The 13,116-nt window shown below is 31.8% G+C and carries 19 protein-coding genes; 2 read left to right on the forward strand and 17 right to left on the reverse strand.

The genetic code is table 11. The annotated features are described in order from the left end of the window. From ACR0P1_RS06175 to ACR0P1_RS06185, 3 genes are all read right to left on the reverse strand, one after another. Window positions 1–721: aminotransferase class V-fold PLP-dependent enzyme (locus tag ACR0P1_RS06175; protein ID WP_432645533.1), on the reverse strand; the 721-nt coding region annotated here is incomplete at its 3' end. Window positions 722–755: 34 nt separating this feature from the next. Continuing rightward, entirely contained in the window at window positions 756–1,613 is an 858-nt protein-coding gene (locus ACR0P1_RS06180) for an aldo/keto reductase (protein WP_432645548.1), read from the reverse strand. Continuing rightward, a complete protein-coding gene (locus tag ACR0P1_RS06185) occupies window positions 1,610–2,761 on the reverse strand; it encodes an aldo/keto reductase (protein WP_432645534.1) in 1,152 nt (383 codons plus the stop codon). The genes ACR0P1_RS06180 and ACR0P1_RS06185 overlap by 4 nt, the downstream gene beginning before the upstream one ends. Before the next feature lie 326 nt (window positions 2,762–3,087). On the opposite strand from ACR0P1_RS06185, the gene ACR0P1_RS06190 reads away from it, so the two are divergent. Both ACR0P1_RS06190 and ACR0P1_RS06195 read left to right on the forward strand, forming a co-directional pair. Beyond that, entirely contained in the window at window positions 3,088–4,104 is a 1,017-nt protein-coding gene (locus ACR0P1_RS06190) for an ATPase (RefSeq protein WP_432645535.1), read from the forward strand. 4 nt (window positions 4,105–4,108) lie between these two features. Continuing rightward, entirely contained in the window at window positions 4,109–4,297 is a 189-nt protein-coding gene (locus ACR0P1_RS06195) for a hypothetical protein (RefSeq protein WP_432645536.1), read from the forward strand. Window positions 4,298–4,488: 191 nt separating this feature from the next. Here ACR0P1_RS06195 and argH read toward each other — a convergent pair whose 3' ends face one another. From argH to rpl7ae, 14 genes are all read right to left on the reverse strand, one after another. Continuing rightward, the gene (gene argH, locus ACR0P1_RS06200) at window positions 4,489–5,910 is read right to left on the reverse strand and encodes an argininosuccinate lyase (protein WP_432645537.1); all 1,422 of its coding nucleotides are present in this window, start codon (window positions 5,908–5,910) and stop codon (window positions 4,489–4,491) included. A gap of 80 nt (window positions 5,911–5,990) precedes the next feature. Further along, the gene (locus ACR0P1_RS06205; RefSeq protein WP_069575404.1) at window positions 5,991–6,143 is read right to left on the reverse strand and encodes a 30S ribosomal protein S27ae; all 153 of its coding nucleotides are present in this window, start codon (window positions 6,141–6,143) and stop codon (window positions 5,991–5,993) included. 9 nt (window positions 6,144–6,152) lie between these two features. Further along, window positions 6,153–6,467, reverse strand: coding sequence for a 30S ribosomal protein S24e (locus ACR0P1_RS06210; protein WP_432645538.1), 315 nt, complete (start codon window positions 6,465–6,467; stop codon window positions 6,153–6,155). A gap of 18 nt (window positions 6,468–6,485) precedes the next feature. After that, window positions 6,486–6,992 carry a GTP-dependent dephospho-CoA kinase family protein gene (locus ACR0P1_RS06215; protein ID WP_432645539.1) on the reverse strand — a complete coding sequence of 169 codons (507 nt, stop codon included), beginning with the start codon at window positions 6,990–6,992 and terminating at the stop codon, window positions 6,486–6,488. Between the two features lie 10 nt (window positions 6,993–7,002). Continuing rightward, window positions 7,003–7,179 carry a transcription elongation factor subunit Spt4 gene (spt4, locus tag ACR0P1_RS06220; RefSeq protein ID WP_432645540.1) on the reverse strand — a complete coding sequence of 59 codons (177 nt, stop codon included), beginning with the start codon at window positions 7,177–7,179 and terminating at the stop codon, window positions 7,003–7,005. Then, a complete protein-coding gene (locus tag ACR0P1_RS06225; RefSeq protein WP_432645541.1) occupies window positions 7,176–7,760 on the reverse strand; it encodes a DNA-directed RNA polymerase in 585 nt (194 codons plus the stop codon). The genes spt4 and ACR0P1_RS06225 overlap by 4 nt, the downstream gene beginning before the upstream one ends. 36 nt (window positions 7,761–7,796) lie before the next feature. Further along, entirely contained in the window at window positions 7,797–8,189 is a 393-nt protein-coding gene (locus ACR0P1_RS06230) for a PIN domain-containing protein (RefSeq protein WP_432645542.1), read from the reverse strand. A gap of 10 nt (window positions 8,190–8,199) precedes the next feature. Further along, complete coding sequence (locus tag ACR0P1_RS06235; protein WP_432645543.1) at window positions 8,200–9,414, reverse strand: translation initiation factor IF-2 subunit gamma; 1,215 nt, start codon at window positions 9,412–9,414, stop codon at window positions 8,200–8,202. Between the two features lie 61 nt (window positions 9,415–9,475). Continuing rightward, window positions 9,476–9,859 carry a 30S ribosomal protein S6e gene (locus ACR0P1_RS06240; protein ID WP_432645544.1) on the reverse strand — a complete coding sequence of 128 codons (384 nt, stop codon included), beginning with the start codon at window positions 9,857–9,859 and terminating at the stop codon, window positions 9,476–9,478. A gap of 37 nt (window positions 9,860–9,896) precedes the next feature. Continuing rightward, entirely contained in the window at window positions 9,897–11,687 is a 1,791-nt protein-coding gene (gene infB, locus ACR0P1_RS06245) for a translation initiation factor IF-2 (protein ID WP_432645545.1), read from the reverse strand. 37 nt (window positions 11,688–11,724) lie between these two features. Beyond that, window positions 11,725–12,177 (reverse strand): nucleoside-diphosphate kinase, encoded by a 453-nt coding sequence (ndk, locus tag ACR0P1_RS06250; RefSeq protein ID WP_432645546.1) that lies wholly within the window; start codon window positions 12,175–12,177, stop codon window positions 11,725–11,727. Further along, complete coding sequence (locus ACR0P1_RS06255) at window positions 12,174–12,335, reverse strand: 50S ribosomal protein L24e (protein WP_069573264.1); 162 nt, start codon at window positions 12,333–12,335, stop codon at window positions 12,174–12,176. The genes ndk and ACR0P1_RS06255 overlap by 4 nt, the downstream gene beginning before the upstream one ends. A gap of 14 nt (window positions 12,336–12,349) precedes the next feature. Further along, window positions 12,350–12,556: a 30S ribosomal protein S28e gene (locus ACR0P1_RS06260; protein ID WP_432645547.1), complete on the reverse strand. Its 207-nt coding sequence runs from the start codon at window positions 12,554–12,556 to the stop codon at window positions 12,350–12,352. 29 nt (window positions 12,557–12,585) lie between these two features. Further along, window positions 12,586–12,954, reverse strand: a complete 369-nt coding sequence (rpl7ae, locus tag ACR0P1_RS06265) for a 50S ribosomal protein L7Ae (RefSeq protein ID WP_069573249.1) — start codon at window positions 12,952–12,954, stop codon at window positions 12,586–12,588. Between the last annotated feature and the right edge of the window lie 162 nt (window positions 12,955–13,116).

The raw sequence follows: 13,116 nt of genomic DNA on the forward strand, positions 1-13,116 counted from the left end.
ATAGTGTTGGGAACTTTCCGTTCATCCAGTCAAAATCACCCTTTTCTATGATTATTCCTCCAAGAGGAGTTCCATGGCCCCCAATGTATTTTGTTGCAGATGATGCGATAATGTCTGCTCCATGGTCAAATGGTCTTACAGAACCTATACCTACAGTATTATCTGCAATCAATGGAATGTTATGATTGTGAGCAATTTCAGCTAATCTATCAAAATCAGGAATGTCAAGTTTCGGATTTCCAATGGATTCTACATAAATTGCTTTTGTTTTATCATTAATAGCCTCTTCAAATAGTTCAGGAGACTGAGAATCTACGAAAGTTACACTACGTCCCAATTCCTCTAAAGTATTTTCAAATAGTTCATATGTTCCCCCATATAAGTTATCTGCAGATACAATATTATCCCCTACACAGGTTAAGTTAATGATTGCATAAAAAATAGCTGACATTCCTGTTGCGGTTGCATATGCTGCTGTTCCTCCTTCAATAGCAGCCATTCTTTTTTCAAATGCTTCTGTAGTAGGATTTGAAAGTCTTGAGTAAATGTTTCCACCTTCCTTAAGTGCAAATCTATTTGCAGCTTGTTCTGGTGAATCAAATACATAAGAAGTAGTTTGATAAATTGGAGTAACCCGTGATCCAGTTTCATCAACTTCCTCTTGGCCTGCATGTACACCAATTGTAGATATATTTTTCTTGTTTTTAATTTCATATGCCATAGTAATCACCTAAAATATTTGTTTTTCAATAATATTAAAGTAGTTCATAAAATCTTTCAACGGTTTCTGGATTTTGATAATTGAAAAATGATGTTTTACTTTCATCTAAATTCATTATTTCAAGCATATCCTCTTCATCAAGAGCAAAATCAAAAATGTCAATGTTTTCAGCCATTCTATCTTTATTAGTAGTTTTACTCAAAGCAATGACACTTCTTTCAACTAGCCATCTTAAAATTACTTGAGAGGCAGTCTTACCACCATTTTTATTACCAATTTTAATTAATGTTTCATTTTTGAAAATATCTCTTTTTCCTTGACAAAACGGTGAGTGAGCCTGCATTTGAACTCCATTTTTCTCCATGTTTGCCTGTGCAAGATATTGTGCATTAAATGGATTTACTTCAACCTGATTGATTTGAGGTATGACCCTTCGTTTAAAAGAGCAAATATCGGTCAGTCTGTCCGGATAGAAATTGGATACTCCAATAGCTTTAATAAATCCAGCATCATATAGATCTTCCAAAGCTCTATAAGCACTGTAATAATCTGAAAGAGGCTGATGGATTAAAATTAAATCAATATAATCCAAACCTAATTTTTCCATGGATTCATTAATAGAATCCAAGCATTTTTCATAATCATAATTACTTATCCAAACCTTGGTTGTGATAAACAATTCTTCACGGCCAACACCACTCTCCCTTATAGCCTCACCAACTTCTGCTTCGTTATTGTAAAATTGTGATGTGTCAATTAACCTATAACCCACATCAATTGCATCAAGAACAGCCTGTTTTGTTTCTTCTGGAGGTATTTGGTAAGTACCAAAGCCTAAAATTGGGATTTTAATACCGTTATTTAATGTTAAATATTGTATATTATCACCTATAACTCAAATAAGTCTTGCACGTCAAGCATCACATCAACAATAGGAACACTGAAAGGACATCTATCTTCACACTCACCACATGCAATACAGTCAGTTGCATTAAATTTCAAGTCATTATAATGTTGTCTGATACTTTCAGGGATTTTATCATGGTATTTTGCAAGGTCAAACAGTTTGATTACCATTGCAATATCAATATCTGAGGCACATGGACTACAATGGCCACAGTATGTACATTGTCCTTTAAATGAGTGCTCTGGAGCATTTTTTAAAACATCATAATAATCCTTTTCACTTTCACTGGCATCACAGTATTTTAAAGATTCCATAAGCTCATCAACTGTTTTTACACCTACAAAAATACTTGAAACACCTTTTTGTTCTAATACATAATGGATACACTGAACAGGAGTCATTGCAACACCAAATGGAGATGTTTCATCAGAAAGCAGGTTTCCACCAGCAAAACCTTTCATTACTGTTAATGCAGTGCCATTGTTTTGACATATCTCATATAATTCTGCCCTTTGAGGATTAATTGAAGATAAATCCTTATCATCATATGCATCCTCTTTTCTATAATCCCCAACATCATCAACAGACCCGAACATGTCAAATGCAGGATTTATTGAAAACATCAATAATTCTATTTCAGGATTTTGAGCAGCTAACAATCCAATATCTGGGCTGTGTGTACTTAATCCTATATGAGCTATTGTTCCTTCTTCTTTCAATTTGCGAACATACTCCATGAATGGACCATTCATTATTTCATTGTAATCATCAATCTGATCAACATAATGAATCATTCCAAAATCAAGTGTATCTATCTGAAATCTTTCCATGAAATCTTCAAAAGCAGGAATTACTTTATCCATTTCTCTTGTTCTTACATATTGATTGTTTTGCCAAGTTGCACCAATATGACCTTGAATTACCCAATTTTCACGATTAGGTTTAATAGCTTTTCCCAAATGGGAACGCACATCAGGTTCACTCATCCAACAGTCAACAAAATTGATTCCATTTTCTTCACAAGCTTTAATCAAAACTTCAGTATCTTCATAAGGCCTTTCCACTAAAAATTCAGCACCAAAAGCAATTTCAGATACCTCAATACCAGTATTACCTAATGTTCTATATTTCATCAATATTCCTCAACTAACTATATTTTATAAAAAAGGTTACTTAATTAATTATGTTTATGGTGAAAATTTTAAAAATCCCTATATTACTACTCTTATGGGCTGTTTAATCCTTCACCCATTATTTATAAGTTTGTCATAATAAATTGGTTTTTCCAATTCTTAATATCAATGCTACATATTTTTATCCAAATACAATATTAACAGTTTTGATTTCTTTTTCATACTTCCAATGAAATATATCGATTATACAACAAAAATCCGGATATAAAAACATTAATTAACATTAAATCAACATAATATTAACTAATACTTGAAAATGTGAAACAATGTATACCAAAGAATTTATTTTAAATGAAGTTAATTCAATAAGAAATGATATAAGTCATGAGAAAGTGAATATTTTTATTGAAGAACTTTATTTTAATGAAAAGACCAATGAATTATGGATTATCACTGAAGATAGACCTGATAAATCAGCTATTATTGGAAAAGGTGGTTGGGTAGTTGGAAAACTCAAGGAAAAATTAGGTCTTGAAAGTATTCATGTCGAATCATATGGTGACTTTTTAAATAAGAAATACAAATTGGAATTGTCAAAAAAGACCATCAATAACCTAAATTCAGATTTGAATGGGCTAAAAAACCTAAAAAAAGTTATTGATGATAAACTATCAAATATTTACAGCTTTAACTTTGAGAATTATCTAAATGAAAATAAATTTGAAAAATCTGAAAATATTGAAGCAGTTGTTGCATTGTCCGGAGGAATTGACAGTAGCTTTTCATTGATTTTAGCTAAAAAACTTGGTTTTAATCCAATTGCTGTTACAGTTGATCCTGGAACCATTATTCTGCCAAAGCAATTCAAAAGAAATATAGAAATCCTATGCGATGAATTAAATGTTTCTCATGAATACATAAAAACCAATTATTCGGAAGTTATCAACGAATCTTTTACAGGTAAGCTACATCCATGTGGAAGATGTTCTAAAAACACTGAAAAACTTGTAAAAGAATATGCAAAATCAAATAAAATACCAATAGTTATCTTTGGAGATATGCTTGCAACAGGTAGTCAATGCATAAATTTACAGGAGAATTTATTATATCGCTTGAACCTTCCAGCAAGTTTAAGTGTAGGTAAGCAAGAGATAAAATTATTAATCAAGAAATACAATTTAAATACATTCAAAGGATTCGGTTGTCCACTTCTTTATGAAGTCCACAGAAAGTTTCCATACATGAAAAAATTTTCAATACAAAGAATCCTTAGAGAAACACGTTCAGGAGCATTAGAGCCTGGAGAAGCATTAGACTTAATATGGAGCTTTTACAAGATCTGATACTATGATGCATAAAATTTGTCCAAGATGTGGTTCTAAAAGAGTAAAATGGATCATACCTCAGAATTGGTCTCAATGGGTTTGCTATGACTGCGACTATACAGGACCAATCATTGAAGGTAATGATGACTTAGCCGAAGAAATCCATGAAAACTATTTAAAAACAAAAAATAAATCAGAAAAAACGGATTAATAGAATAAAAATAAATAGAAGCTGAGCCTACTTATCAAAAGAATCAATAAGTATTCTATAACATTTTCATTCCATATATCCATGTTGCAATAACCAAAGGATTATTCCAACATTATTATATTGGCAATGAAAGTATATAAATATTTAGGTTAACCTAAATATGCTTTTTTTAAAAAAATATAGGAATTTAACTAAATTCCATGTTTTTCAAACTCGGTATTTAAAAATTCCTTAATATTTTCACGTGCAATTTCAACCATTTCAGGTGCAGGTCCACCAGGAACAGCTCTGATTCTTACATTTTCAACAGGATTTAAAGCCCTTTGAATCAAATCATCAGATAAGTTCAATTCTTCAAATCCAAGTTCAACTGCAATATCATCAATAAATTTAGAAGTAATGTCCTCTTCTGCCATATCATTAGCAGTTGCTTCATTAACAATCCTTCCAACGATTTTATGTGCAGTCCTGAAAGGAATCTGTTTTTCACGAACCATTATATCTGCTAAATCTGTTGCAGTTGCAAAGTTTTTACCTGCAAGTTCAGCACATCTTTCAGTTTTAAATTCAACAGATAATAACATTTTAGTTACAATAGATAAAGTGTCTTTAGTAACTTTAATTGAATTCCATAAATGAGGAGTGATTTCCTGCAAATCCCTGTTATAAGTATATGCAATAGCTTTAAGAATAGTTAAAATAGTAACCAACTCACCATTAACGATTGCACATTTACCTCTTGCAAGTTCAGCAACATCTGGATTTTTCTTTTGAGGCATAATAGAAGAAGTTGATGAATATTCATCTGCCATTTCAATAACACCAAATTCATAAGTACTCCATAAAACTAACTCCTCACAGATTTTAGATAATGTAGTACATAAAGATACCAAATCAAAAACAGTCTCAGCAATGAAATCTCTTGTAGAAACTCCATCCATTGAATTTTCCAAATATGCATCAAAACCAAGTAAGTCAGTTGTTAATTGCCTATTGATTGGAAAACTAGTGGTTGCCATTGCAGCAGAACCTAATGGGTTTAAATTAACACGTTTGTAAGTATCAGCTAAACGTTCATAATCCCTTTTAAGAGATTGTACATGAGCCATTAAATGGTGAGCAATAGTAATTGGCTGAGCATGCTGTAAATGAGTAAAACCAATGAAAACATCTTCCAAATGTTCACCAGCCATTTCAACAAGACCTTCCATAAATTCCAAAATACCAACTTGAATATTGATAATTTCATCTCTTAAAACTAATCTAACATCACAAGCCACTTGGTCATTACGTGATTTAGCAGTGTGCATAAAACCAGCTTCAGGACCGATTTTAGAAGTGACATAATTTTCTATAGCCATATGGACATCTTCAACAGAAGGATCAAATACTAATGCATCATAACCTTCCTCTTTAAGAGAATCAAGAGCGCATAAAATTTTATCTGCGATTTTCTCATCAACGATGCCTTCATGCTTTAACATAGAGGTGTGAGCAAAATTAGTTTTAATATCAGCTTCAAAAAGAAGTTTGTCCGCTTCAAGTGATGAAGTATAAATAGCAGCTTCATCAGTCATTCCAGTTTTAAAACGACCATTTCTAATATTATCCAAAAAAATCCCTTCATAAAAATGATTAAAACAAATTATAAAATAAAAATAAATAAAAAAAGAAAATAAAGATTATAAAAATCTTATTTTTTCATTTCAGTGTATCCACATTTACCACAAGCGAATCTGTCACCGTGATCAGCCATGAATACACCTTCACCACAACGAGGACAAATTGGATTTTTTCTTTCAATTTTGTCGCCATCTACTTTGTAAAGATCAGATTTTTTTACCATTAAAATCACCTATTCTTCATCTTCTGCTTCTTCAGCATTTTCTTCAGGTTCTTCATTTTTAGCTAATACATGATTAGTTTCAATGTATTTTAAATCATCTACAGTTGCGTAAACTTTAGCATAACCTAATGCTTTAGGTTCACCGTAGTGAGGTTGTACATTGTCAACTACAAGTAAATCTTTTTTAGTGTTTAATAAAGCAACTAATTTAGATTTAATATCTAAGATTTTAGGAGTTGATTCTCCATCATAGTCAACATAAAATTTAATTTCTTTTCTGTTAAATAATTTATTTTCTTTTTCTTCGATGAATTCGATTTCCATAATAAAACCTCATTTAATTTATTCTTTAATAAATCCGTCAATAAGCTTTTGAGCTTTATCTTTTAAATCAGAAACTTTTAAAAGTACTAAACCTTCATTTGGCTGACCATATAAAATGGTAGTTTCTGGATTTGCCATTATGATGCAAGGAAGAACTGCAAGATCTTCTTCCCCTGCTACTTCAATTACATAACATTCGCCAGAGTTAGATAATTCAAGAGCTTGGCCTATGGTTTCCCATAGATCATCAGTAATAGTTCCAGCAGGATTAATCGCTTTTAAAATATGATTTGCACGTATAATTTCATGAGTATGATTTTTCCTTTGAATTACATTATCAATTATACCAATATTTGGATATAATTCATGTTTGGTAAGATTACTAAATGTTGCATCACCAACAGAAATTAAAAACTCGGAAGATTTAATCTCATCAATTGCATCTTCAAAGTCAGGATATAATTTACCTAAGGGCTTCTTAAGCTCAGAGATTATATCTTCATTTTCTGTATCTAAACGTAACACAATAAAACCTCTATCTTACCCTTAAACAGTATTCGCCCGCAACAGAAATATTCAATTCACGAGCTACAATAGATTCTTCAGGATCAGTTATTATTAAAAGACCACTCCAATTGTCAGAAGTTGGATTCCCACAGTTAGGACAATGATCTTTGTTTGAAATTAATTTACAAGCGGTACAAGCTTTCATTCTTTAACCTTCTTACCTTTTTGTTTGGCTTCTTCAATCCATTCGAATCTGCCTAAATTATTTTGTCTCATTGTGAGAGGAATTTTAGAATTCCTACTATTTTCAATGTTATTATTTGATTCATCTTTAATAGAAACACTAACTACTCTAGCTCTAACTAAATCTCCTTCTTCTAGAACTTTGTTAGATTCTTTTGCAATTAAAGCGCCTCTTTTAGGATCATAATTAATATAATCATCAGTTACTTGGGAAACATGGATTAAACCATCCATAGGTCCAATTCTCACAAAAGCTCCATAATCAACAATATCAATTACTTCACCATTGAAAATCTCATGTTGCTCTGGTTTAAAGAAAATTGCTTCGAAAACAACATTATGGTATGTAGCTCCATCACCAATAATGAGTTTACCTTCGCCAATTTCAAGAATGTCATTAACACAAATGAGTAAACCTAATTTTTTATCTAAACGACCAGAATACTGTTCGTTTAAGGTTTCAATAGCGACTTCATGAATAGGACTTTCAAACTTGTAAGGTGGAATTCTTACAGTATCCCTAATTTTTGTTCTATAATACAAAATAATCCCTCATTTTATTAATAAGTTTAATTAATATTATATTTTGCCTTCAACAGCAATATATTTTTTTTGTCTTAAATATGCAACAGTTATGCCCCTGTCTTTTGCACGTTTTTTCAATTCAATATCATTCGTAGCTAAAACTTCTGAAACTCTAAGTAACGCATCATCCACAGTTTCATTTTCAAGCAATGAAATATCCTTTATCTCAACTTTTGAAGAATTAGCTAATTTTAAAGCCAAATTTGCATTTAACCTTACTTTCGCATTTTTATTTCTTTTCAAACCCTTCAATTCATTGATAACAAAGCTTGGAGTAGTTAAATTATAAGAAGGTAATAAATTTTCAAGTTCAGTGATGATGTCAACATTGAACTGAAAAGGAACCATAAAAAAATTGGTATCAATTACAACTTCTTTAGAGTCCATTATTCTCCCTCTATTTAATAATACCGTAACCGATTAATCTCCAACGAGCTCCAACTCTACGACTTAAAGCTACCCTATCACCTGAGCTTGCGCATACAGGTAATTTAAGCATTACTTCAACATTATTTTTCTTAGTAGATGTAACAACACCTATTGTAGTTGTAGTACCACAATTAATCATTAAAGGCTCTTTAAGTTTAATAGGAGCGACATCACGTTCTTCTTTAGTACCTACAACACGATCAAGTAAATTAGTGTCCATTTTAAAACTATCTAATACATCAGGTAAAGTACCTTCTTCACCAGCAACTGTACCAGACAATGAATCTGATTTAGTTAAAGATGGATCTAATTTAGTTGCAATACCAACAAGACCTCCAGGACCAATCTCCTCAACTTGTTCACCATTAGCTTCAAGACCAATAATCTCTGAAGTTAAAGTCATCCTTTTACCATCATTACTAGGACCTGGCTTAATTTCAATAGTGTCACCAAGTTTGAATTTACCTTGAATTAAAGTACCTCCGATGACTCCGCCTTTGATTTTATTAGCACCTGAACCAGGTTTATTAATATCAAATGATCTTGCTACATGCATTAATGGAGTGTCATCAACATTCCTTTCAGGAGGTTGGATTTGTTTAAGCATTGCTTCAATCAAAATATCTACATTAGCTCCTTGTTGAGCAGAAACTGGGATAATTAAAGCATCTTCAGCACAAGTACCTTTAACAAATTCCTTAATTTCATTATAACTTTCAATAGCTCTTTCTTTTGAAACAATATCAATTTTATTTTGAACTACAATAACATCTTTTACACCGATAACATCAAGTGCCATAAGATGCTCTTTAGTTTGTGGTTGTGGACAAGTTTCATTTGCAGCAATAACTAATACTGCACCGTCCATAATTGCGGCACCAGATAACATAGTCGCCATAAGAGTTTCGTGACCTGGAGCATCAACAAAGGATACTTTTCTAATTAATTCAGTTTCACTCCCACAAATTGGACATTTCTCATGTGTAGTGTAACATTCAGGTTCACCACATTCTGGACATTTTCTGAATTCTATATCCGCATATCCTAAACGTATAGAAATACCTCTTTTTGTTTCTTCACTATGAGTATCAGTCCAAATTCCAGATAATGCTTTTGTAAGAGTGGTTTTACCATGATCTACGTGACCAACTAAACCTATGTTAACATCTGATTGTACGTTCACAGATAACCACCTTTTTTATAATTTTAATTCGACTTAAAAGTAAATAAGAAAAATAGTATAACTATTCTTCCTCTTCTTCACCAGCACCAAGAATATCTGCTATTGATTTATTTCCAGCTTGAGTAACTACAGTGTTGATTTGTACAATATCTTCAGCAATAGTGTTTCCTCTAACAGTTTTTCTTCTTTTAACACCATCAGCTTTAGGATGATAACCTATACCGCCGGTTAATAAACTTTTGATTCTTCTAGTACCAGTAACATCTTTTTTCATAGTGAAACCGTTTTTGTCACTACCACCAGTAATTTTTAAAGTGTAACCATCTAAACCGACAAGTCCACCATCAAATTCTTCACCAATAATTAATCCATTAAAAGCTTTGGTTTCATCTACTTCAATTTGATGAGTTTCAGCACCTTGAGATACAACAACTTTGAATGCCATGGTATTTCCTCCTTAATTTTTTTATATAATTAATTTATTATTCAAAAAGACCAAATTTACCCCAATCTGGATCGTTTTTACGTTTAATCTCTACTAATTCGTAAAGAGTTTCGAATTCATCTTCAGTTAATTTATCCTTGAATTCTCTTTCAATGAATTTATAATGTTTTTCAGAAACATCAATATATAATTCATCCCCTTCATCGAAATGTTTTCCAACAACAGCATCTTTAATAGCCATAGCCACCCTTTGACCTCTAGGAATAGAAGGCAATGTTTCACCTTTATCTTCCATACTGGCTATTACTCCAACATATTCACCATTCTTGTTGATTAATGTTTGACCTTGTTTAACTGTACCACTAAGGGATTCAATTCCAATAATAGCTGGTTTGCTTTGACGGAAAACTAATTTAGGTAATGCAACGAATTTTGCAGGTTTAACAATAGCATCATAAAATGCTTTTTTCTTAGCCCTTTCAATTTCTTCAGTCCATTCCTGATATTCTTCAATGATTTGATAAATAACATCACCCTTGAAAAGCTTGATATTAGAATTGTTTAAATCATCTACAGAGTTAGAATGAACATCTACATTAAATGCAATTATAGCACCATGTGCTTCATTTTCAGTTAATGCAATTTCAGAGTTAATAATGTCTCTGCGACTTACATCACCAATGTCTGCTTCACGAATAGGAATATTTAACTCTCTTAATAACTTGACTACAGCTTCAAGAGATCCTAATGTATCTGCTTTAACTAAAAGTCCTTCATCTTCAGTATTAATAGTAATATCTTCAATTTCTTTTAATAACTGTTCTTCAACATCCTCTTCATCACTTAATACTCTAAGAGGTGAACCTGAAACAACATCATCTAAATTAGGTGCCGCAATCTTAATACCTGCAGCTGCAACAACTTCATCCAGTTTTCTGAATTTCTTTTTAGAATCTCTCATTTCCTCAAGAGGAAGTGGTCTTAAAATAGACCTGATTTTAGTAGTAACTACTTCATTTGAAGAGTTGATTAAAGCAATTTCATCATTAGTTCGTAAAACACCATCATAAATAATACTATCAACAGTAAGACCTAATCCTACTTCTTCTTTAATTTCTAGGATAGTACCTTTAGCAGGAGCATCTTCATTAATTTCTAATTGTTCAGTTAAATATTCTTGAGCAAGTCCAAGTAACATTGCTAGTACTTCAATAATACCTTCACCAGATTTAGCACTAATAGGAATAATACTAATCTGTGAAGCAAAATTACTGACCCTATCAAATCTTTCGGATTGAAAACCTTCTTTATGAAGAGTACCAACAAGTTCGTAAAGTTTAAGATCTAAATCTTGTTTAACACTTTGAGCTTGTTGATTAAAAGATTCACTAAAAGAAGCCCCTTCATGTGTCTCCCAACCAAAAAGTCTATCAATTTTATTAGCAACAACAATAAATGGAGTCTTATACATTTTAAGAATATTTAAAGCTTCATAAGTTTGTGGTTTAAATCCATCATTAATATCAACAATCAAAATTGCTAAATCAGCTAATGCTCCACCACGTTTCCTTAAACTAGTAAATGCAGCATGCCCAGGTGTATCAATAAAGAATAATCCTGGGATTAAATCTTTGATAGTTAATTTTGATATGAAATTTCCACAGATTTCTTCAATAGTATCATTTGGAATTTCAGTAGCACCAATATGTTGAGTAATACCTCCTGCTTCTTTATCAGCAATGGTACTTCCTCTAATATAATCTAACAATGTAGTTTTTCCATGGTCTACATGTCCTAAAACTGATACAATCGGGGATCTGATTTTCATAATATCGTCTTCGATAATAAATTTTTAAAACTTAAATTTATTCATAAATTAAATCGTTATCAACAATTTGATAATCGCAAATTTCATCTTCACTAAAGAAAAGAGCAATTTCTCTTTTTGCAGATTCAGGAGCATCGGATGCGTGAATAATGTTTCTTCCAGTATCCATACCGAAATCTCCTCTAATAGTTCCAAGATCTGCTTCTAAAGGATTAGTTGCACCAACTAATTTTCTAATAGTTGTAATAGCTTCATCTCCTTCAATTACCATAGCTAAAGATGGTGAAGAAGTTATGTATTCAACTAAACCTGGGAAGAATGGTTTATCTGCATGTTCTCCATAATGAGTTTTAGCTAATTCTTCATCGATTTGAATTAATTTACAAGCAACAATTTTGAGACCTTTTTGCTCAAAACGGGACAAAATTTTACCCATAAGACGTCTTTGAACAGCGTCAGGTTTCATCATAACAAAACTTTTTTGAATCATTCTTTAACCCATTTAACTTTTCTTGGAACTCTTCCGAGTTTAATCATATTTTTTTCACATTTACTGCTACAAAAGAAATAAATTGAGCCATCTCTTTTGACATACATTTTACCTGTGCCCTCTTCGATTTCTTTTCCACAGAATGAACAAGTTCTCATGTTCTTACACCTTCTTAAGGAGTCCTAATTTCCTTAGCTTCTCTAATTGTATCAAGTAACATTAAAATGTCGCCTTCTCTTACAGGTCCCATAATGTTTCTTGTTAAAATTCTTCCTTTATCTCTACCATCGAGGATTCTGCATTTAATTTGCATTACCTCACCTGTCATACCAGTTCTTTTTAGAACTTTAATGATTTCAGCAGGAGTTCCTTCTTCCATGTAAATCACCGTTATTCAATTAAAAGAATCTAGTCTTTTAATTCAGCGACTTTTTCTACGATTTCAGCAACAGCAGCTTCAGCATCACCAGCATCTACAATACATGCAGAAGCAGTACCAACGGTTAATCCAGCAGCTCCACCAACTTGTTCTTTGGTAGGTAAGTAAACGTAAGGAATTTCTTTTTCATCAGCTAAAACAGGGATGTGTGCAACGATTTCAGCAGGATCAACATCTTCTGCGATAACAACTAATGCTGCATCTCCTCTTTCGATAAATTTAGTTACTTCGTTAGTTCCTTTTGCTACTTTACCAGTGGTAAATGCGGTTTCTAATGCTTCTTCAGCTTGTTTAGCTAATTCTTCAGGTGTGTCAAATTTTACATAAATGTTTGCCATAAAATATACCTCCTTTTTCATCTGGCTATGCCATCCATCGGCAGATATTACAATTCATTTTGAATCATAATATAATGTAATTATATATAGTTATATTATTTTTTAACTATAAAAATTACTCAAATTATTCAATAGAATAATTTAATATAGTTTTAATAATAC

The organism is Methanobrevibacter sp. (genome assembly GCF_050872065.1).
In the GTDB taxonomy this organism is placed as follows: Archaea; Methanobacteriota; Methanobacteria; order Methanobacteriales; family Methanobacteriaceae; genus Methanocatella.

Bases quoted from the DNA above. Each gene is read 5' to 3' on its own strand.
- ACR0P1_RS06240 (WP_432645544.1), bottom strand. From the start codon at position 9,859: ATGGCATTCAAAGTTGTTGTATCTCAAGGTGCTGAAACTCATCAAATT.
- infB (WP_432645545.1), bottom strand. From the start codon at position 11,687: ATGAAAATCAGATCCCCGATTGTATCAGTTTTAGGACATGTAGACCAT.
- ACR0P1_RS06230 (WP_432645542.1), bottom strand. From the start codon at position 8,189: ATGGACTCTAAAGAAGTTGTAATTGATACCAATTTTTTTATGGTTCCT.
- ACR0P1_RS06255 (WP_069573264.1), bottom strand. From the start codon at position 12,335: ATGAGAACTTGTTCATTCTGTGGAAAAGAAATCGAAGAGGGCACAGGT.
- ndk (WP_432645546.1), bottom strand. From the start codon at position 12,177: ATGATTCAAAAAAGTTTTGTTATGATGAAACCTGACGCTGTTCAAAGA.
- ACR0P1_RS06195 (WP_432645536.1), top strand. From the start codon at position 4,109: ATGATGCATAAAATTTGTCCAAGATGTGGTTCTAAAAGAGTAAAATGG.
- ACR0P1_RS06205 (WP_069575404.1), bottom strand. From the start codon at position 6,143: ATGGTAAAAAAATCTGATCTTTACAAAGTAGATGGCGACAAAATTGAA.
- ACR0P1_RS06210 (WP_432645538.1), bottom strand. From the start codon at position 6,467: ATGGAAATCGAATTCATCGAAGAAAAAGAAAATAAATTATTTAACAGA.
- ACR0P1_RS06185 (WP_432645534.1), bottom strand. From the start codon at position 2,761: ATGAAATATAGAACATTAGGTAATACTGGTATTGAGGTATCTGAAATT.
- rpl7ae (WP_069573249.1), bottom strand. From the start codon at position 12,954: ATGGCAAACATTTATGTAAAATTTGACACACCTGAAGAATTAGCTAAA.
- ACR0P1_RS06190 (WP_432645535.1), top strand. From the start codon at position 3,088: ATGTATACCAAAGAATTTATTTTAAATGAAGTTAATTCAATAAGAAAT.
- ACR0P1_RS06260 (WP_432645547.1), bottom strand. From the start codon at position 12,556: ATGGAAGAAGGAACTCCTGCTGAAATCATTAAAGTTCTAAAAAGAACT.
- spt4 (WP_432645540.1), bottom strand. From the start codon at position 7,179: ATGAAAGCTTGTACCGCTTGTAAATTAATTTCAAACAAAGATCATTGT.